This window comes from Fundidesulfovibrio soli (genome assembly GCF_022808695.1).
In the GTDB taxonomy this organism is placed as follows: domain Bacteria; phylum Desulfobacterota; class Desulfovibrionia; order Desulfovibrionales; family Desulfovibrionaceae; genus Fundidesulfovibrio; species Fundidesulfovibrio soli.
Genome location: NZ_JAKZKW010000029.1, coordinates 1 through 18,322 on the forward strand (window position 1 = coordinate 1; position 18,322 = coordinate 18,322).

Annotated in this window: 19 protein-coding genes; 9 read left to right on the plus strand and 10 right to left on the minus strand. The window is 67.2% G+C overall.

The annotated features are described in order from the left end of the window. Positions 1-252: 252 nt before the first annotated feature. From MLE18_RS16860 to MLE18_RS16900, 9 genes are all read right to left on the minus strand, one after another. Complete coding sequence (locus MLE18_RS16860) at positions 253-912, minus strand: histidinol phosphate phosphatase domain-containing protein (RefSeq protein ID WP_243439971.1); 660 nt, start codon at positions 910-912, stop codon at positions 253-255. A 6-nt stretch (positions 913-918) separates the two neighbouring features. Then, positions 919-1,404, minus strand: a complete 486-nt coding sequence (locus MLE18_RS16865; RefSeq protein WP_243439972.1) for a bifunctional nuclease family protein — start codon at positions 1,402-1,404, stop codon at positions 919-921. Next, a complete protein-coding gene (gene miaB / locus MLE18_RS16870) occupies positions 1,401-2,732 on the minus strand; it encodes a tRNA (N6-isopentenyl adenosine(37)-C2)-methylthiotransferase MiaB (RefSeq protein WP_243439973.1) in 1,332 nt (443 codons plus the stop codon). The genes MLE18_RS16865 and miaB overlap by 4 nt, the downstream gene beginning before the upstream one ends. A gap of 43 nt (positions 2,733-2,775) precedes the next feature. Further along, a complete protein-coding gene (locus tag MLE18_RS16875; protein ID WP_243439974.1) occupies positions 2,776-3,399 on the minus strand; it encodes an adenylyl-sulfate kinase in 624 nt (207 codons plus the stop codon). Next, entirely contained in the window at positions 3,396-4,520 is a 1,125-nt protein-coding gene (locus tag MLE18_RS16880) for a phosphotransferase family protein (RefSeq protein WP_243439975.1), read from the minus strand. Before MLE18_RS16880 ends, MLE18_RS16875 begins: the two co-directional genes overlap by 4 nt. A 112-nt stretch (positions 4,521-4,632) precedes the next feature. Further along, complete coding sequence (locus MLE18_RS16885) at positions 4,633-6,252, minus strand: diguanylate cyclase (protein WP_243439976.1); 1,620 nt, start codon at positions 6,250-6,252, stop codon at positions 4,633-4,635. A 238-nt stretch (positions 6,253-6,490) separates the two neighbouring features. After that, on the minus strand, positions 6,491-7,429 hold the full coding sequence (locus MLE18_RS16890) for a carbohydrate kinase family protein (RefSeq protein WP_243439977.1): 939 nt from the start codon (positions 7,427-7,429) through the stop codon (positions 6,491-6,493). 9 nt (positions 7,430-7,438) lie between these two features. Further along, positions 7,439-7,762 (minus strand): divalent-cation tolerance protein CutA, encoded by a 324-nt coding sequence (cutA, locus tag MLE18_RS16895; protein WP_243439978.1) that lies wholly within the window; start codon positions 7,760-7,762, stop codon positions 7,439-7,441. Between the two features lies 1 nt (position 7,763). Then, positions 7,764-8,051, minus strand: a complete 288-nt coding sequence (locus tag MLE18_RS16900; protein ID WP_243439979.1) for a hypothetical protein — start codon at positions 8,049-8,051, stop codon at positions 7,764-7,766. A gap of 116 nt (positions 8,052-8,167) precedes the next feature. Here MLE18_RS16900 and MLE18_RS16905 point away from each other — a divergent pair, with 116 nt between their 5' ends. The 8 genes from MLE18_RS16905 to proC all read left to right on the plus strand — a co-directional run bounded on the left by MLE18_RS16905 (position 8,168) and on the right by proC (position 15,609). Next, on the plus strand, positions 8,168-8,830 hold the full coding sequence (locus MLE18_RS16905; protein WP_419714900.1) for an endonuclease III domain-containing protein: 663 nt from the start codon (positions 8,168-8,170) through the stop codon (positions 8,828-8,830). Positions 8,831-9,018: 188 nt separating this feature from the next. After that, positions 9,019-10,308, plus strand: coding sequence for a S41 family peptidase (locus MLE18_RS16910; RefSeq protein ID WP_243439981.1), 1,290 nt, complete (start codon positions 9,019-9,021; stop codon positions 10,306-10,308). Between the two features lie 8 nt (positions 10,309-10,316). After that, positions 10,317-11,324: a divergent polysaccharide deacetylase family protein gene (locus tag MLE18_RS16915; RefSeq protein WP_243439982.1), complete on the plus strand. Its 1,008-nt coding sequence runs from the start codon at positions 10,317-10,319 to the stop codon at positions 11,322-11,324. Positions 11,325-11,516: 192 nt separating this feature from the next. Next, a complete protein-coding gene (locus MLE18_RS16920; RefSeq protein WP_243439983.1) occupies positions 11,517-12,464 on the plus strand; it encodes an ABC transporter substrate-binding protein in 948 nt (315 codons plus the stop codon). A gap of 154 nt (positions 12,465-12,618) precedes the next feature. Continuing rightward, a complete protein-coding gene (locus MLE18_RS16925) occupies positions 12,619-13,503 on the plus strand; it encodes an ABC transporter permease (protein ID WP_243439984.1) in 885 nt (294 codons plus the stop codon). Continuing rightward, positions 13,503-14,297 carry an ABC transporter ATP-binding protein gene (locus MLE18_RS16930; RefSeq protein WP_243439985.1) on the plus strand — a complete coding sequence of 265 codons (795 nt, stop codon included), beginning with the start codon at positions 13,503-13,505 and terminating at the stop codon, positions 14,295-14,297. The genes MLE18_RS16925 and MLE18_RS16930 overlap by 1 nt, the downstream gene beginning before the upstream one ends. An 87-nt stretch (positions 14,298-14,384) precedes the next feature. Beyond that, positions 14,385-14,801, plus strand: a complete 417-nt coding sequence (gene ndk / locus MLE18_RS16935) for a nucleoside-diphosphate kinase (protein WP_243439986.1) — start codon at positions 14,385-14,387, stop codon at positions 14,799-14,801. Between the two features lie 4 nt (positions 14,802-14,805). After that, on the plus strand, positions 14,806-15,609 hold the full coding sequence (gene proC, locus MLE18_RS16940; protein WP_243439987.1) for a pyrroline-5-carboxylate reductase: 804 nt from the start codon (positions 14,806-14,808) through the stop codon (positions 15,607-15,609). A gap of 367 nt (positions 15,610-15,976) precedes the next feature. On the opposite strand, the gene MLE18_RS16945 is transcribed toward proC, so the two are convergent. Beyond that, the gene (locus tag MLE18_RS16945; protein ID WP_243439988.1) at positions 15,977-16,507 is read right to left on the minus strand and encodes a hypothetical protein; all 531 of its coding nucleotides are present in this window, start codon (positions 16,505-16,507) and stop codon (positions 15,977-15,979) included. Positions 16,508-16,981: 474 nt separating this feature from the next. On the opposite strand from MLE18_RS16945, the gene MLE18_RS16950 reads away from it, so the two are divergent. Then, on the plus strand, positions 16,982-17,914 hold the full coding sequence (locus MLE18_RS16950) for a hypothetical protein (protein ID WP_243439989.1): 933 nt from the start codon (positions 16,982-16,984) through the stop codon (positions 17,912-17,914). Positions 17,915-18,322: the final 408 nt, after the last annotated feature.

The following is an 18,322-nucleotide window of genomic DNA, read 5'->3' on the forward strand; positions in this document are numbered from 1 at the left end:
GTGCTCCGCCGCCCGGCCCGGCTCCCCACGGAGACAACGCGTCACAGCGCGAAAATATTACAAGATCAGAGCGTGTTGCCGGGCTGGAATGCGAAGCGGAAAGGGATCGCAAAGGGAGGAACTCCCTTTGCCCGCCGGAGGCAATCCTTTCCGACTGGCATCCAATACCGGAAGAGCGCCTCCGGCGGCCAAAGGGCCTTCGGCCCTCTGGACTCCCTTCCGGCTTCGCGTCGTGCCCGCCCCCCGCAGCCGCTAGGCGTGCAGCCCCAGCACCCGGGAGAGCAGCGCCTCGGCGTTGCGTTCGGCCTGCAGGTGTTCGTCCTTGGTGAGGCCCGCGCCCTTGGCGATCATGGCCCGCATCTCGGCGGAGACGAGGTCGCCGGGGGCGTGGGCGTCGTTGTCGATCACCAGCCCGGCGCCGGTCTTGCGGGCCATCACGGCCACGTGCCCGTTGGTCAGGCTGTGGCCCTTGCGGGTGGTGATCTCCAGGAGCACGCCGTTCTCGGCGGCCAGCAGGGCCTCCTGCTCGGTGATGAGGCCCGGATGGGCCAGCACGTCCGCCCCACCTTCGATGGCGGCCAGGTTGGTGCCGCGCGCCACGGGCTCCACGATGGTCTCGCCGTGCACCACCACGAGCATGGCCCCGGCGCGCCGGGCCTCGGTGATGAGGCCGGGGATCAGCCCGGGGGGAACGTGGGTCAGCTCCACGCCCACGGCCAGGTTGATGTCCAGGTAGGGCCCGGCCTCCTTGGCGAAGCGCTGCAGGTTCTCCAGGATGAGGTACATGTTGGAGTGGTCCGCGTGGTCGGTGATGGCCAGCCCCTTGTATCCGGCCTTGGCGGCGCGGCGGGCCAGCTCCGCCGGGATGAGCTCGCCGTCGGAGAAGGTGGTGTGGGTGTGCAGGTCGATCATGTGGCCCTACATCTTGTATTTGGTGTCGGCGGGGTTGTAGCTTTCCAGGATGTCCGTCCAGTCGTCGGTGCCGTCGGTGGCGATGCCCGGCTTGGGCTTGTTCTCGGCCAGGGCCTCCACAACGGCGGGGGCCACCAGGATGGGGGCCTTGGCGCGCAGGGCCAGGGCCACGGCGTCGGAGGGCCGGGCGTCGATCTCCACTTCCTTGCCGCCCTGGTCCACGCTGATGATCGCGAAGAAGGTGCCGTCGGTGAGCCCGGTGACGGAGATGCGCAGCACCTTGCCGCCCAGGGCCTCGATGGAGGAGAGCAGCAGGTCGTGCGTCATGGGACGGGGCAGCTTGACGTCGTTGAGCGTCAGCGAGATGGCCATGGCCTCCATGGCCCCGATCCAGATGGGCAGGGTCGTCTTTTCGTCGATGCTCTTGAGCACGAGCACGGGGGCCTGCGTCTCCTCGTCGAGGGCGAGGCCCGAAACCTTCATTTCGATCATGGCAGTATCTCCCCCCATAAGGAATGCTTTTTGGCCTCCGTCACGCGCACGTTCACGATGCGCCCGAACAGATCCGGGCTGGCAGGGGCCAGGAAGTTCACGGTGCGGCCGTGGGCGTCGCGGCCGCGCCAGGCCGGGGCGTCGGAGTCCCTGCGTTTGCCGGGCCCTTCCACGAGCACCGGGGCCACCGAGGAGACGAGCCCCTGCAAAATGGACTGCTGCCGGGCATTTTGCAAGGCCTGAAGCTCGTCGAGCCGCCAGGACTTGATCTCGGCGGGGATCTTGGGCTCCATCTTGGCGGCGGCCACGCCGGGGCGGTCGCTGTAGATGAAGGAGAACGAGCCCTCGAACCCGGCGCGGGGTATCAGCTCCAGCGTGGCCTTGAAGTCCTCCTCGGTCTCGCCGGGAAAGCCCACGATGAAGTCCGTGGTGAGCGAGATGTCAGGGCGGGCGCGGCGCAGGGCGTCCACGATGCCCAGGTATTTCTCCACGGTGTAGCTGCGCCCCATGCGCCTGAGAACGTCGTCCGAGCCGGACTGCACGGGCAGGTGCAGCGTGGGGCAGATGTTCTCGAGCTCCCCGAAGGCGGCCACCACCTCGGGCGCGATGTCCTTGGGGTGCGAGGTGGTGAAGCGCACCCGCTCGATGCCGTCCACGGCGGCCACCGCGCGCAGCAATTGCGGGAAGCTGGTGCCGTCGCCGCCCTTGTCGCGCCCGTAGCTGTTCACGTTCTGCCCCAGGAGCGTGACGTCCTTGACGCCCCGCTCGGCCAGGGAGCGGCACTCGGCCAGCACGGCCTCCGAGGTGCGCGATTTCTGGCGGCCGCGAACATAGGGCACGATGCAGTAGGTGCAGAAGTTGTCGCAGCCCTGCATGATGTTCACGAAGGCCCGGGGCGACTCCAGGGGGCCGGGCAGTGCGGCGTCGCGCTCGATGTAGGAGTCGGAGAAGTCGAGCAGCGAGACGCGCAGCCTGGGCTCCCGGGCGATGCGCGCCAGGGCCTGCGGGGCCTGGGCCACGCCGTCCGTGCCGAAGACGAGCCGCACGAAGGGGAAGCGGTTCCAGAGCTTGGCCCCCACCTGCTGGGCCACGCAGCCGCCCACGGCGCAGAACAGCCCCGGCTCGCGCTCCAGGTGCTCGGCGATGCGGCCGAGTTCGCTATAGAGTTTCTGCTCGGGCTTTTCGCGCACGGAGCAGGTGTTGACGATGAAGGCCTTGGCCTGGTCGGCGGGGGCCTTCTCCCATCCCATGTTTTCCAGCGAACGTGTCAGCCAGCCGGAATCGGCGGCGTTCATCTGGCAGCCGAACGTGAAGACGTGAAACTTCATCCTGCCATACTAATGCATGGAAGGGGCGCGGTAAAGTGCGGCGCTAGCGTTCCTCGCCATCCACGAACCAGCCCGCGAAGCGCTTGAGCACCGCGTCGCGCATCTGCTCCACGCTCAGTTTCTCCGCGTCGAGCACCAGCTCCGCGCGCGGGTCCTCCTCGAAGGGCACGTCCACACCCACGACCTGGCCCAGGCCATCGAACTTCTGGCCCGTGGCCTTGCGCTTCACGGCCTTGGCGTACAGCCCGGCCATGACCAGCCCCTCGGGCCGGGCCGACTCACGGCGCATGGCCGTGGCCACGCCGCAGCGCAGGTGCACCTCGGCGAAGCGCTCCACCAGCCCGCGCGCGTGGTCCCGCATGGAGCGCAGCGGCGCGGTGCCGTCCATGAGCACCACCCTGCCCTCTTCGGCCAGGGCGGCGGCCTCCTCCGCGAACATGCGGTAGGCGGCCTCCCGCTCCTTGGCGGTGTAGAGGGGCCGGGGCGTGTAGTGCTTGCGCCGGGCGTCCATCTGCAGCCAGACCGGGTTGAGCCCCCTGCGCGTCAATTCATCCGCCACGGCCTTGGCCACCGTGGACTTGCCCGCCCCGGGCAGCCCCGTGAACCACAACACCGCCCCCGCCCACTCAGGCCGGGGGCCTTCCGCCTCTGCGGCCAGGGCGCTCATGCCAGGTACTTGTTGATGCCGCGCCAGTCGAAGCGGTCATCCTCCAGAACGTTTTCCAGGAACCGCAGCAGGCCCCGGCGCACGGGCTCGGGGTGGTGCGGGTACCACTGGGGCGAGGCGATCACCAGGCCCCGGAACATATAGAACGGCGCGATCACGTCCAGAATCTCCTCGTCATGGGTGCGCTCCAGGTAGCGCTCCCAGAAGGCGGTGTAGAGCTGCTCCAGCGGGCCGGAGAGCCTGGGGGAATCCGTCTGCCCGTAGAGCGAGAAGAGCACGAAGTTGAGGCTCATGGTGGCCACGTCGTCGGCTGGCTCCCCGAATTCTCCGCGACTGCGGTCCAGCACGTGGAAGTCGTAGCGCTCGCCCTGGTCCTCCACCAGGACGTTCCAGGGGTGGAAGTCCCCGTGGACCGGGCTCAGCCGCCGGGTGTAGGCGCGCAGCTTCCAGCGCCAGTCCACCACGCGGCGCTCCAGGGCCTGGAAGCGCTCCGGCGGGAAGAGGTCGTAGGGATGGGGGTAGGCGTCCACCAGGCCGAAGATGCACTCCGAGGCCCCGATCAGGTCGCGCACCCGGCGCAGGTAGAGGTCCGGGTTGTCCACCCGCTCGGAGTGGATGTCCGCCAGCCAGTCCGCGAAGGAGACGGCCAGGGCCGCGTCCTTGGGCGTGGCCTCGGTGCGGCCGATGCGCTCCAGGTGGCGGTAGTAATCCTCGCCTTCGAGCAGCTCGGTGAGGATGAAGAACTCCTTGGGCTCCTTCACGCCCACCATGCGGTCGGCGGCGTCGAAGTAGCCCAGGCCCAGTGACTTGGCGTGGCGCGGCAGGCGCCCGGAGGTCTCGTGCTGGAACATCAGGATGGCGGCGCGGTCCCAGTAGAACTGGTGCCCGTACTTGTCGCCGCGCATGATGGAGAGCACGGCGGACTTCACCCTGCCATCCACGGAGAACTCGATGCGCAGCGGCTTGCCGTAGCCGAACTCCTTCATGCCCTGGGTGCCGGTCTGGCCGATCTCGCCCAGCCAGCTCAGGCGGGCGCTCTCTCCGAAGGCCTGGCGGAGGTAGTTCTGGATCTTTTCGGCGTTGACGCGCAGAGGGGTTTTTTCCTCGGTGCCTGTTCTCATGGCCTGCTCCTGCGGGCCCCGGGCCTTGCGGAAGGGCGCGCCCGGGGGCTGGTTGGCTCGGCCGAAGGCGGCCGGGCCCCAGTATCGCTCAAAGCGGGGGCCGCAACAACACCTATTGGCGCGTTTCCCTGCCCAGGTAGCCGAAGTACTCGTGGTCGCTGGCCAGCATATGGCGGGAAACCACCTCGTCGAGCAGGAAGGTGAACAGCTGGCCGGTGGAGAGCTCCCTGCGCTCGAAGCGCTCGGCCAGCTCGGTGGCCTGATGCACGAGCACCTCGTGCGAGCGGGCGTGCTCCTCCACCAGGGGGTAGCCGGCGGCGCGCAGGACCGTCTCCTCGTAGCTGAAGTGGCGTCTGATCTGCTCCATGAGCTTGCCTATGAGCGCCCTGCACTCCCCTTCGGGGCATTCCACGGCCACGGCGGAAAGCAGCTTGTTGGCCGAGGCGAAGATCTCCCTGTGCTGGGCGTCCAGCGCGGGGTCGCCGCACTCCAGGGTGCTGTCCCACTCCAGGCGCACGTAGCGGGCCACGTCAGGGTAGAGATCCGGCGGGGCCTGGGTTTCACCGATGGCCACCTCCACCCGGTCGCGCCCCCTGCGCTTGGCCAGGTAGAGGGCCTGGTCGGCCAGGCCCACCAGTTGCTGCCAGCTCTGCGTGGCCGGGTTGCACTCGGCCGCGCCGATGCTCACGGTCACGCCCAGGGAGCCGTTCTCGCCCTTGATGGCGGCCTTGGCCACGGCCTGGCGCAACCGCTGGGCGATGGCGCAGGCCTGGCGGATGTCGGTCTGGGGCAGCAGGGCCACGAACTCCTCGCCGCCGTAGCGCGCCCAGACGTCCTCGGTGCGCAGCTGGGTGCGGGCCGCGTCGGAGACGGCGCGGAGCATGGCGTCCCCGGCCAGGTGGCCGTGCTCGTCGTTGAAGCGCTTGAAGTGGTCCACGTCCAGCAGCAGGCAGCTGACGGGGGTGTGGTGGCGGGTCCCGCGCGGCCACTCCACGCGCACGATCTCGTCCAGGGCCATGCGGTTGGCGGCCTTGGTCAGGGGGTCCTGGCGGGCCAGTGCGTTGACCTCCTTCTGCAGGAGCTGCGAGGTCAGCAGCACGAGCAGGGTGGTGAGCACCACGCAGGCCATGATGGAGGCCACCACGAACTGCGCCTGCGACACGGTGGGCATGGAAACGGCGTCGGCACCGGCGAGCGCGCCAGCCACCGCGCGCCAGCAGACCGAGGCCGCAAGCAGGACGTGGACCGCCGCAATCAGGCGCAGCGTGGAGGTCAGCGAGGTTTCCCGGCTGGTCAGGCAGGCGTGGATGACCAGCAGATCGAAAGCCACCGCCACCAAGCTCAGGACGACGACCCGCACGGGGTAGTCGTCCTGAACCAGGGTGAACCAGACGAGCAGCCCCAGAGCCAGGGCGCAGAGAGCCGCGCCCCGGCGCCAGGGCGGGTTGCTCCCGGTTGCGCGCACGATGCCGAAATTGAAGACCATCATCCCGCCCAGAAGCAGGCCGTTGGCTGCAACCGCGCAGCACCAGGGGGGCACCCAGGCGCGCAGGCCCAGCAGCGCCAGGCCCAGTGCGGAGAGCAGCGCCCCGGCGCCCCACTCCCTGGCGGGGGGGAAGTTGCTGTGGATTTTCCAGACGTGGAGAAGCACGCAGGCCTGGGCCGCCTGGCAAAGCGACCAGACCAGGAAGAGGGGGCGGAGATCGGTGCTGAAAATTTCCATTCCGTGCATGTCGCGCAATCCCGCCCGAGGGCCGCTCCGGAGAGACCCGGACTTTTGGAGGTTGCAGGAAACAACGCCAGCCTAAGCTTTCTCAACCCATACCACATTGAGAGGATTTTTCAATTCCATTGATCAAAAAAATTGCACCTTCCCGCGTTGGGGAAACGAAAAAGCCGCCGGGGGCTGGCCCGGCGGCTTGGATGCATCTGGCGAAGGCCCCCCGCTCAGGCGGCCCCTCAGGGAGCGGCTAGCCCTCGCTCTTGCCGTAGTTGGCCTCGTAGCGGGCCCAGAACTCTTCAGGGGTGAAGGTGTGCTCCTGGGTGCCGTGCTGCTCCACGCAATAGGCGGCGGCCACGGCCCCCATCCTGGCGGCCACGGCCAGGCTCTTGCCGTGCGCCAGGCCGCAGAGCAGGCCCGCCCGGAAGGAGTCGCCCGCCCCGGTGGGGTCCTTCACGGCTGTGACGGCGGCCGCGGGCACGGTGAACTCCACGCCCTTTTCGTTTATGGCCACGCCGTTCTCGCCCAGGGTGGTGATGAGGGTGTCCACCCGGTGCAGGATGGCCCCCTTGCTCAGGCCGGTGGCGTTCATGATCATCTGCAGCTCGTAGTCGTTGGTGATCAGGAAGCTCGCGCCGGTGAGCATCTCGGCCAGGTCCTCGCCCGAGAAGGCGGGGATGTTCTGGCCTGGGTCGAAGAAGAAGGGGATGCCCAGCTCCTTGTAGCGGGCGCAGTAGTGCTTCATGTCGGCCAGGCAGCCGGGGGCCACGATGCCCATGGTCTGCGCCGGGTCGAAGCCCTCCACGCTGAAGCCCGACTGCACCTTCATGGCTCCGGGGTTGAAGCCGGTGATCTGGTTGTCGGACTGGTCCGTGGTGATGTAGGCGCCGGGGGTGAATTCCTCCGGCACGCGGCGGATGCCCTCCATGCTCAGGCCCAGCCCGGCCAGCCAGGAGGCGTAGGGCTCGAAGTCCTTGCCCGCGGAGGCGATGATGGTGGGCTTCTCGCCGAGCAGGCTCATGCTGTAGGCGATGTTGCCCGCCGTGCCGCCGAACTTCTCCGTGAGCCCGTCCACCAGGAAGCAGACGTTCAGGATGTGGATCTTCTCGGGGAGGATGTGATCGGCGAACTTGCCGGGAAAGGTCATGATCCGGTCGTAGGCCACCGACCCGGAGACGAGGATGCGCATCGAGGCTCCTTAACTGTTGGGACGGGTTTCGGCGGCCACCCAGTCCAGGAAGTCGGGGTTGCCGTCCGCCACCGGCAGCACCACCACGCAGGGCACTTCGTAGGTATGGAGCTGCCGTACACGGGCCACCACGGCTTCGGCAAGCTCCGAACGCGTCTTGGCGACGAAACAGGCCTCGCGCTCGTCCTGGACGGCCCCGTCCCACCAGTAGAGGGAGCGCAGGCCGTCCAGCACGTTGACGCAGGCCACCAGCCGCTCCTCCACCAGGGCCCGGCCGATGCGCAGGGCCTCCTCGGGGCTGGGGGCGGTCACGTAGACGAAGCTTATGGACACGTTATTCGCACACGGGCTTGCTGCCGGGCTTGAGCCCAGCCAGGTATGCGATCACGGCGGGCTTCTCCTTTTCCGAGATCTGCGCGCCCTTGCCGATCATCCTGGTCACGGTGACTTCCCAGGCGGCCTGGTCCTTCTTGCCCAGGGCGGCGCAGAGGCGCTCGGCCATGTGGCACTTGGTGCAGGCGGCCATCACAGTCTTGGAGGCGTCCTGGGCCAGGGCGGCCCCGGCGCAGAAGGCGGCAAGGAGAACGGCGCACGCGCAGGAGGCGATGAAGGAACGTTTCATGGGGCAGACTCCTTGATGCGGTGGTTTTCCACAGACTCTCCCGATACACCAGGCCACCCGAAAAGCAAACCATGAAGGGCTTGCGCGCCCCGCCCCGGCGCGGCTACCATGCGGCCATGAACCGCGAGACCCTGCTGCTTGAGTATTACAAGGCCATGCTTGGCGCCCGTGGCCACAGAGGCTGGTGGCCGGCCGAGACGCCCTTCGAGGTCTGCGTGGGCGCGGTGCTGACCCAGAACACCGCCTGGACGGGCGTGCGCAAGGCCATCGACGCCCTCAGGGGACACGGCTGCCTCGACCCCGAGGCCCTGGACGCCCTGCCCCTGGAGCGCCTGGCGGAGCTGATCCGCCCGGCGGGCTATTTCCGGCTCAAGGCCCAGCGCCTGAAGAACCTGTTGGCCTACCTGCGCGAAAGCTGCGGCTTCGACCTGGCGGAGCTGGCCTCGCGCGACATGCTCCAGGTGCGCGAGGAGCTGCTCGGCGTGCGCGGGGTGGGGCCGGAGACGGCGGACTCCATCCTCTGCTACGCCCTGGGCATGCCCAGCTTCGTGGCCGACACCTACACCCGGCGCATACTCTCCCGCCACGGGCTGCTGCCCGAGGACGCGGGCTACGACGACATGCGCGATTTCTTCATGGACGTGCTGGAGCCCGACACGGCCCTGTACAACGATTTCCACGCCCAGCTGGTGGGCGTCGGCCACCACTTCTGCAAGACGCGCGCGCCGCTGTGCGGGGAGTGCCCCCTGGGCCCCTTCCTGGAGAACCCGCCGGGATGATTCCTGGGGCGAACCGCCCGGAACGCGCGGCGTGAGCGGGGTTTGCCTGAGTGATTGGCATTGCGTTTTGAGGTGAAACCTATTAACCCCACCCGATGAATCCCGGCCGGTCGCACCGCCAGCGGGCCAGTTCGGCCCCAGGCGCCGCCCGGCGGGCATACGGCCTTTTTTCCGCTGGAGGCTATTCTATGTCCCGCATCACCAAGGCCGGGCTCGCCCTTCTCGTGGTGGCCCTGCTCCTCACCGCCGGCCTGGCCCTCGCTCAGCAGGAGGACCGGTTCGGCCCCCTGAAACGCTTCAGCCAGGTGCTCGACCTGGTGGAAACCAACTACGTCAAGAACGTCACCCGCCAGGAGCTCATCGACGGCGCCATCGTCGGCATGCTCCAGCAGCTCGACCCGCACTCCAGCTTCCTCACCAAGGAGGACTTCAAGGAGATGCAGGTCAGCACCTCGGGCGAGTTCTCGGGCATCGGCATCGAGATCAGCGTGGAGAACGGCCGCATCACGGTCATCTCCCCCATCGACGACACCCCGGCCGACAAGGCGGGCCTCAAGGCGGGCGACATCCTGGTGGAGATCGAGGGCCAGTCCACGCAGGACATGTCCCTCATGGACGCCGTGCAGCGCATCCGCGGCCCCAAGGGCAAGCCCGTGAGCCTCACCGTGGTGCACAAGGGCAGCAACAAGCCCGAGAAGTACCGCATCGTGCGCGACGCCATCCCCATCATCTCGGTCAAGGGCACCGAGATCGACCCCGGATACCTGCTGGTGCGCATCACCCGCTTCAACGAAAACACCACCGTCGAGCTGCGCGACGTGGTGGCCAACCACACCAAGTCCGGCAAGGCCCTGAAGGGCATCATCCTGGATATGCGCAACAACCCCGGCGGTCTGCTGGACCAGGCCGTGAGCGTCTCCAACTTCTTCCTGCCCAAGGGCCGCATCGTGACCATCAAGGGCAAGCGCGACGAGCAGCGCAAGGACTTCGACGCCAAGAAGGCCGCCGGAGTCGAGAGCAACATCCCCCTGACCGTGCTCATCAACGCCGGTTCGGCCTCGGCCTCCGAGATCGTGGCCGGAGCCCTGCAGGACAACAAGCGCGCCCTGCTGGTGGGCGACAAGACCTTCGGCAAGGGCTCTGTGCAGACCGTGATCCCCTTGAACGACGGCTCGGGCATCAAGCTGACCACCGCCCTGTACTACACCCCCAGCGGCCGCTCCATCCAGGCCGAGGGCATCGAGCCCGACTTCAAGGTGCCCCTGCAGGACGGCGACAAGGAGAAGGACCTCTTCGCCCAGGGCCATCAGGTGCGCGAGCGCGACCTCTCCCGCCACCTGGACAACCTGGCCCGCAAGAAGCAGTCCGACGGCTCTGACCCCAAGGTCAAGATCAAGGAGCTCCTGGACAAGGACAACCAGCTCAAGCTGGCCCTGGAGCTGATCAAGTACGCCCCCGTGGCCTCGGCGGCCGAATAAGGTAGGACATGCCTCCCAAACGCCCCGGTTCCAAGCCCCGGCGGCGCTCCACGAAGACAAAGCGCGGCCAGGGCAAAGCTCCGGCCGCGCTCGTGTTTCTCGCGGGCGCGGCCGTGGCCCTGCTGATCATGTTCTTCGGCTACGCCTTCTTCTACCTGCCCGGCCAGAAGACGCCGCCCGCCAAGCCCCAGAGCGCCTCAGTGCAGACCCCGGCGCAGACCCCGGCGCAGGCCCCGGCCAAACCGGCGCCGGAGGCCGGACAGGCTCAGGCGCCCGCCTCCCCTCAGGCTCCGGGCCAGCCCCCGGCCCAGCCCGCGGCCGAGCCCCAGCCCGCGCAGCTCCCCGCCCCGTCCGGCCCGCTCCTGACCATCGTCATCGACGACCTGGGCGGCTCCAAAGAGCAGGCCCAGGAGCTGTTGGACCTGGGCTTCCCCGTGACGTTCTCCATCATGCCCAACCTGGCCCACACCCGCGACGTGGACGAGATGGCCGCCAAGGCCAAGCAGGAGGTCATCCTGCACCAGCCCATGGAGGCCAAGGCCCAGGCGGCCGCCCCGGCGGGCACCCTGCGCCCGGGCATGAGCCCGCGCGAGGTGGCGGGCATCCTCTCGGCCCACCTGGCCCAGGTGCCCCACGCAGCCGGTGTGAGCAACCACCAGGGCTCCCAGGCCACCGAGGACCAGGCCCTCATGGCCGCCGTCATGGCCGAACTCAAGCTCCGCCCCGCCCTTTTCTTCCTGGATTCGCGCACCTCGGACAAGAGCGTGGGCTGGAAGGAGGCCGCCAGGGCCGGCGTGCCCGCGCTCTCCCGCGCGGTGTTCATCGACGCGGAGCGCGGGCAGCAGGCCGCCATGCTGGCGCTCAGGCAGGCCGAGCGCGAGGCCAAGTCGAAAGGCAGGGCCGTGGCCATCGGCCACCCCCATCCCGAGACCATCGCCGCCCTGGCCGGCTGGGCCATGCGCCGGGACAAGGGCGTGACCATCGTGACGCTCGGCGCGCAGCTCAAGGGCGGTTGAACTCCGGGCTGGCTGCGTCGTCATTTTGCCGCCCGGTTTTGACTTTTTCGCCATTTGCGGCCATACCGTCCCGGACGAGGATGGTTTCCGGCCCTTAGCATTTTCCCCGGCCCGGGACGCCATCCCCGCGAAACAGGAAACTACGGCGCCCGGCGTGTCGGTGCCGCCGCACAAACCTCTTAAGGAGCAGGCATGAAACGCTTCCTCGTCCTCTCTCTGGCCGCCGCGATGCTGTTCGCGGCAAGCGCCGCCCTGGCCCAGACCAAGGTGATCTCCATCACCCAGATCGTCGAGCACCCCGCCCTGGACAACGCGCGCAAGGGCTTCATGGACGGCCTGAAAGAGGCGGGCGTGGACGCCAAGTTCAACGTGCACATCGCACAGGGCAACTCCGCCACCAACGTGCAGATCGCCGGCCAGATGCTCGACGAGAAGCCCAACCTGGTGCTGGCCATCGCCACCCCGGGCGCGCAGGTCTGCGCCCAGAAGATCAAGGACATCCCCGTGCTGTTCACCGCCGTGTCCGACCCCGTGGGCGCGGGCCTGGTCAAGAGCATGCAGGCTCCCGGCGGCAACTTGACCGGCATGACCGACATGCCCCCCGTGGACAAGCAGATCGAGCTCATCAAGACCATCCTGCCCAAGACCGCCACCGTCGGCATCGTCTACAACGCGGGCGAAGCCAACTCCGTGAGCCAGGTCAACGCCGTGAAGGCCGCCGCCGCGCCCCTGAACATCAAGATCGTGGAGGCCACCGTGGCCAACTCCGGCGGCGTGTACCAGGCCGCCAAGAGCCTGGTGGGCAAGTGCGACGCCGTTTACATCCCGCTGGACAACACCGTGGTCTCGGCCTTCGAGTCCCTGGTGAAGGTCTGCGACGAGAACAAGCTGCCCCTGTTCAGCTCCGACAACGAGTCCGTGGGCAAGGGCGCCATCGCGGCCCTGGCCGTGGACTACTACGCCATGGGCAAGCAGACCGCCGCCATGGGCAAGAAGATCCTGGACGGCGCCAAGCCCGCCGACCTGCCCGTGGAGAGCCTGAAGAACCTGGACATCCACCTGAACCTGAAGGCCGCCAAGGCCCAGGGCGTGACCATCCCCGAAGCGGTGGTGGCCAAGGCCGTGAAGAAGTTCGAGTAGTTCCGCCCGGCAAGGCATCTCAAGGGACGGGGCCTGCCCCGTCCCTTTTCTTTTACACCCTCTCCGCTGCCGCCCGCCTTTGACAAACCCGCGTTTTCCGGGCACAGGCAGTGGGTTTTCGCGCTCAACGCGACCACACCGGGGTAACGCACGCATGTCATTTTACGCTTTCATCGGCGCGCTCGAACAGGGCCTCGTCTACGGGCTGATGGTGCTCGGGGTGTATCTCACCTTTCGCATCCTCGACTTTCCCGACCTCACCGTGGACGGCTCCCTGCCGCTTGGCGCGGCGGTCTCCTCCGTGTGCATCGGCGCGGGCATGGACCCCTACCTCTCCCTGCTGCCCGCCACCCTGGCCGGATTCTGCGCCGGGGCCGTCACCGGGCTTCTGAACACGCGGCTCAAGATCCTGCACCTGCTGGCCAGCATCCTGACCATGATCGCGCTCTACTCCATCAACATCCGCATCATGGGCCGCCCCAACTTCACCCTGCTGGGCAAGACCACGGTGCTCGACTCCCTGACGGCCTTCGGCCTGCCCTCCTCCCTGGCCGGGACCTGCCTGTTCGCGGCCTTCACGGTCTGCGCGGCCCTGGCGCTCATCTGGTTCACCCGCACGGAGTTGGGCCAGGCCATGCTGGCCACCGGCGACAACCCGCGCATGATCACCGCCCTGGGCGTGAACACCGGCAACATGATCGTGCTGGGCGTGGGCCTCTCCAACGCACTGGTCGCCCTGTGCGGGGCCCTTGTGGCCCAGAACCAGGGCGCGGCGGACGTGAACATGGGCGTGGGCACCATCGTGGCCGGGCTGGCCTCGGTGATCATCGGCGAGACCCTGCTCGGCCAGGGGCGCATCTCCAGGATGATCATCGCGGCGGTGCTCGGCTCCGTGGCCTACAGGCTGGCCATCGCCCTGGCGCTCGGGGTCAAGCTGGGCGAGTTCTCCTTCTCCCCCAGCGACCTGAACCTGATCACCGCCTTCATCGTGGTGACCGCGCTCACCGCGCCCAGGCTCAAAAGGAAGATGGCCCGCTGATGCTTACCCTCAAGAACATCACCAAGCGCTTCCACAAGGGCAGCGTCAACGAGGTGCTGGCCCTGAACGACGTCAACCTGGACATCCGCCAGGGCGACTTCATCGCGGTCATCGGCTCCAACGGCGCGGGCAAGTCCACCACGCTCAACTGCATCGCGGGCGGCTTCTTCCCGGACCAGGGCACCATCACCCTCGAAGGCTCGGACATCACCGCCTGGCCCGAATACAAGCGCGCCCGCTTCATCGGCCGCGTCTTCCAGGACCCGCTCATGGGCTCCGCCGCCTCCCTGACCATCGAGGAGAACATGGCCCTGGCCGACCGTCGCGGCAAGCCGCGCGGGCTCTCGCTCGGCGTCAAAAGCAAGGACCGCGCCCGCTACCGGGAGCTGCTCTCCCAGATCGGGCTGGGCCTCGAAGACCGCCTCAAGGACAAGGTGGGCCTGCTCTCCGGCGGGCAGCGCCAGTCCCTGACCATGATCATGGCCACCATGGTGCGCCCCGAAATCCTGCTGCTGGACGAGCACACCGCCGCCCTGGACCCCAAGACCGCGGCCCAGGTGCTGGAGCTGACCCAGCGCATCGTCGATACCCACAAGCTGACCACCCTTATGGTCACCCACAACATGAACCACGCCCTGCGCCAGGGCAACCGGCTGATCATGATGCACCAGGGCAGCGTCTTCCTGGACATCGAAGGTGAGCAGAAGGAGCGGTTCAGCGTGGAGGACCTTCTGGAACGCTTCTACACCCTGAAAGGAGAGGAATTCTCGTCGGACAAGATGTTGCTGGTGTAGCGCGTTTCAAGGACAGGAGTTCTCCCGCCCGTACGGCACACGCCGCCCGGGCCTCCGGTTCAACCCCAACGTAAGGAAGGCATCTTCATGGAACTCACGCTCTGCCTCATCAAGCCCGACGCTGTCCGCCGCGATCTCGTGGGCAGCATCCTCTACATGATCGAGAAAGCCGATCTCAAGATCGTGGCCATGAAGATGCTCAAGCTGGACCTGCCTCTTGCCCAGGGTTTCTACCATGTGCACAAGGAGCGCCCCTTCTTCGGCGAGCTGACCGAGTACATGGCCTCCGGCCCCATCGTGGCCGTGGTCCTGGCCGGCAACAACGCCATCAAGCGCTACCGCGAGCTCATGGGCGCCACCGACCCCGCCCAGGCCGTCGACGGCACCATCCGCAAGGTGCACGCCCTCTCCAAGCAGGAGAACTCGGTGCACGGCTCCGACGCCCCCGAAACCGCCGCCTTCGAGATCGGCTACTTCTTCAACGCCACCGAGCTGGTGGGATAGCGCCATGAACGCCGCCATCTCCTTCATCGGCACCGGCAACATGGGCGCGGCCCTCATCAAAGGGCTCTCGGGCATGGACGGCGTGAGCCTCCTCGGCTTCGACCTGGACCGCGAGAAGCTGAACGCCCTGTGCGCGCAGTGCGCTCTCCAGGCCGTGGACACCATCCACGGCGCCGTGGAAAAGGCCGGGTACGTGCTCATGTGCGTGAAGCCCCAGCAGATGAAGGCGGTGCTGGCTCAAGTCCATCCCGCGCTCACCGCGGACAAGTGCCTTATCTCCATTGCCGCCGGGATCACCCGCGAGCGGCTCTCGGAGTGGATCGGGCACGCCTGCCCCGTGGTGCGCGTGATGCCCAACACCCCCGCCCTGGTGGGCGCGGGCGTTTCCGCCGTGTGCCTGGACGACCCGCACCTCACGCAGGAGCAGAAGGACGTCGTGCAGAAGATCTTCGCCTCCGTGGGCAGCGTCCACGTGCTGGAGGAGAAGCTGTTCGACTCGTTCACCGCCGTGGCGGGCAGCGGTCCGGCATACGTCTACTACTTCATGGAGGCCCTCATCGAGGCGGCCCTGGCCGCCGGGCTGCCCAGGCCCATGGCCACGAGCATCGTGGGCGAACTCATCGGCGGCTCGCTCAAGCTGGCCAACGAGAGCATGACCCACGTGAGCGTGCTGCGCGAGATGGTCACCTCCCCCGGGGGCACCACCATCGCCGCGCTGGCCCACATGGACCGCATGGCCATGCGCGCCGCCATCATCGACGCCGTGGAGGCGGCGAGGCGGCGCGGGCAGGAGCTGGGAGCCTCCTAGAAGCATCACCACCGAAAACAAGGGGCCGGTCCATTGGGACCGGCCTTTTTTTGTGCTTTGCGAGGCCGCAAGAAAAGAGCGGGGCGCCGCCCCGTACCCCGCCAGGGGGATGATCCCCCTGGACCCCGCAATATTCAGGGCGAACGCGAATCTATTGGGGGTGCAGGGGAGTCACTCCCCTGCCGGTGGAGTTTGGGGAGGCAGCGCCTCCCCGAGATTCATGCGGTCATGTTCGCGCGAAATTTGTCGTGCTGCGCGCCACGCCGCTTCCCCTGCCCTGCCCGACTTCCGGCTCCCCGCGTCCGTCGCCCTCCCAGGCTTCCCCGCACGCCTTCCCCTGCGCGGGAAGCGGAGCCGAATCGTGTCGTCAGGCGGCCGCGCTGGAGGCGGTGGAAGTGCCGCTGTCCGTCGTGCCCACGCCGCTCAGGGCGTTGTCGATGACGGCGTCCATCGCGGCCATGGGGTTGTCCGTGCGCATGGCCCCGGCGAACTTCGACGCGGCGTTGCCGTTCCCGTTCCCGTTCCCGCCCGACCCCATGGGCGGCCCCTTGGGCTTCTCCATCTTCAGGCTGTCCATGCTGCCAGTCTTGGCGGCGTCCGCGAACTTGGCGGACATCTCGGTAAGCATTTTGGCATCGCGCGAGTCCGTGGCGTTCTTGGCCTCCTCGGCCAGACCGTCGGAGATCGTCTGCGCCACCTCCTTGAATTTCTCGGGGTCGCTGCCGGCCAACTGGCTCAGCTGGTTCATCCGCTTCGCGCCCTGGGAAATTTTTGCCTTGTCCTCCGTGGAGAGGCCCGCGACTTCCGCCGCCGAGGCGGTGTCCGCAGTCTGGGTTGTTCCCGTGACCAGGCTCGAGGCGTAGGACTGGCTGGTTGAAAGGCCGCTAATGGTGCTCATGGCTGTTGAACCTCCGTAAACGTGATGTTTCCATGGTTATCGGATGCAACACAGCAGAGTTTAGGACAACACTGGAGGTTAAGTTTATATTTTTTATTTTATGCTCTCAATGTAACCTTTTTTAATGCACGCAATTTCACTTTTAAAAACATAGTAAAGACGCTGCGTTCTGACACTTCTTGAAAAGTTACACTCTGTGATTATTTTTTTGCTCAAAATTGCATTTTTCAACCGGGCAATATTTTCCCTCCGCCCCCAACCGATTCCAACATGTTGAAATACTACGTTTTACATACCGAGTGATGCCTGTTCGCGGAAACGGGGCACTCGCGATCAAAAGCATAACTAGCTGTAATCTTGTACGTTTACTTGCCATACCCAGACAGGCACTCCCGTTGCTTTCGCACCGGCGGCAGGTTCATCGGGCCGCAATAAACACAGCGTGCGGAAAAGTTACAACGGAGGTGAAGAAAAATGAGCATCAGCAGCATCGGCAGCCAGAACCGGCTTGAATCGGTTTACGGCATCCAGGAAGTCGGCCAGACGCAGAGTTCCCAGGCATCGGGCAACAGCGGTTCATCCTCTGAAACCGACAAGGCCAGCTTCTCCAAGATGGGTCAGATGATGAGCCAGCTCCTCTCGCTGCAGACCTCCGACCCGGACAAGTTCAAGGAGGTGGCCCAGGAGATCGCCGGCGACCTGGCCAAGCAGGCCTCCTCGGCCACCAGCGCCGGGCAGGCGAACATGTACAGCGACCTCTCGGCCAAGTTCGCCGAGGCGGCCAAGACCGGCAGCATGGACAGCCTCAAGCCCCAGGGCCCGCCGCCCCCGCCCCCCGGAGGAGCGTCGGCTGCCGCCGGCCCCGGAGGCGACATGCAGGCCGGGTTCGACGAGCTGAACAGCGTCATCTCGCAGATCCTGGGCGAAACGGGCAGCACGTCGAGCGGCTCCACGGGTTCGGCCAGCTCCACCAAGACCGGCAAGGACCTCTTCACCCAGCTGGCCAGCCTGCAGTCCAGCGACCCGGCCAAGTTCAAGGAGGTCACGGAGGCCATCTCGCAGCAACTGGCCGAACAGGCCGGGAACGTCACGGACCCCGGCGAGAGCGCTTTCCTGAACGACATGTCCTCCAAGTTCGCGGAGGCCGCCTCCAGCGGCAGCATGGACAGCCTCAAGCCCGACAAGCCCCGCGGCCGCCACGGGCATCACGCTTCGGGCCGGGAGGGCTCGGCGGATTCCGTAACGACCACGAGCGCGGGTTCCACCGCCGCCAGCACAGCCAGCTCCGAAGACACCACGCAGTTGGACGCCATCAAGCTGTTCTTCCAGAACCTTGAGAGCACCATGAGCGCGCGGCTGGGCCTGCTGGGATCGGCGACGGAATCCGCCGCGGTTGCGGCGGCCTAGCTGGCCGCGTGGAGAGCCGGGCCACGCGCGGGGAACGTATGCCGAACAGGAGATTGGGGGGAAGGGACCGGCAGATGCGAAGCTGTGACCGGATCATTGCGTCGCGGCCTGAGGTGAATGCCCGACGGGCTGCAGACGGCCGCCAATGCCCCTCCATCCGCCGCTCCAGGCGGAGGCTGCCGCCACGGACCGGCGGGGCGGGTGGAGACGGGCGGGATTTTCCGGGAGGCGGGCGACGAAACGCCGCCTCCGGGTGACGATGTTCCCCGCGCTGCGAAACGCGGGGCCGGGCCGGGGCGTCCGGCGCCCTCTCCCTTCCCCGGACGCCCTACATGTCGCCCGCGCAGGGGAGCGCCCTCCCGGGGCGCTCCCCACTGGCGCAAAAATCAAAGCCCCGCGGGTGGGCGC

Excerpts from the sequence above, each read along its gene's own strand:
- ndk (WP_243439986.1), top strand. The coding sequence starts at position 14,385 with ATGGAACTCACGCTCTGCCTCATCAAGCCCGACGCTGTCCGCCGCGAT.
- MLE18_RS16920 (WP_243439983.1), top strand. The coding sequence starts at position 11,517 with ATGAAACGCTTCCTCGTCCTCTCTCTGGCCGCCGCGATGCTGTTCGCG.
- MLE18_RS16875 (WP_243439974.1), bottom strand. The coding sequence starts at position 3,399 with ATGAGCGCCCTGGCCGCAGAGGCGGAAGGCCCCCGGCCTGAGTGGGCG.
- MLE18_RS16910 (WP_243439981.1), top strand. The coding sequence starts at position 9,019 with ATGTCCCGCATCACCAAGGCCGGGCTCGCCCTTCTCGTGGTGGCCCTG.
- MLE18_RS16930 (WP_243439985.1), top strand. The coding sequence starts at position 13,503 with ATGCTTACCCTCAAGAACATCACCAAGCGCTTCCACAAGGGCAGCGTC.
- proC (WP_243439987.1), top strand. The coding sequence starts at position 14,806 with ATGAACGCCGCCATCTCCTTCATCGGCACCGGCAACATGGGCGCGGCC.
- MLE18_RS16885 (WP_243439976.1), bottom strand. The coding sequence starts at position 6,252 with ATGCACGGAATGGAAATTTTCAGCACCGATCTCCGCCCCCTCTTCCTG.
- miaB (WP_243439973.1), bottom strand. The coding sequence starts at position 2,732 with ATGAAGTTTCACGTCTTCACGTTCGGCTGCCAGATGAACGCCGCCGAT.
- MLE18_RS16865 (WP_243439972.1), bottom strand. The coding sequence starts at position 1,404 with ATGATCGAAATGAAGGTTTCGGGCCTCGCCCTCGACGAGGAGACGCAG.
- MLE18_RS16915 (WP_243439982.1), top strand. The coding sequence starts at position 10,317 with ATGCCTCCCAAACGCCCCGGTTCCAAGCCCCGGCGGCGCTCCACGAAG.
- MLE18_RS16900 (WP_243439979.1), bottom strand. The coding sequence starts at position 8,051 with ATGAAACGTTCCTTCATCGCCTCCTGCGCGTGCGCCGTTCTCCTTGCC.
- MLE18_RS16905 (WP_419714900.1), top strand. The coding sequence starts at position 8,168 with ATGAACCGCGAGACCCTGCTGCTTGAGTATTACAAGGCCATGCTTGGC.
- MLE18_RS16890 (WP_243439977.1), bottom strand. The coding sequence starts at position 7,429 with ATGCGCATCCTCGTCTCCGGGTCGGTGGCCTACGACCGGATCATGACC.
- MLE18_RS16925 (WP_243439984.1), top strand. The coding sequence starts at position 12,619 with ATGTCATTTTACGCTTTCATCGGCGCGCTCGAACAGGGCCTCGTCTAC.
- MLE18_RS16945 (WP_243439988.1), bottom strand. The coding sequence starts at position 16,507 with ATGAGCACCATTAGCGGCCTTTCAACCAGCCAGTCCTACGCCTCGAGC.
- MLE18_RS16950 (WP_243439989.1), top strand. The coding sequence starts at position 16,982 with ATGAGCATCAGCAGCATCGGCAGCCAGAACCGGCTTGAATCGGTTTAC.
- MLE18_RS16860 (WP_243439971.1), bottom strand. The coding sequence starts at position 912 with ATGATCGACCTGCACACCCACACCACCTTCTCCGACGGCGAGCTCATC.
- MLE18_RS16880 (WP_243439975.1), bottom strand. The coding sequence starts at position 4,520 with ATGAGAACAGGCACCGAGGAAAAAACCCCTCTGCGCGTCAACGCCGAA.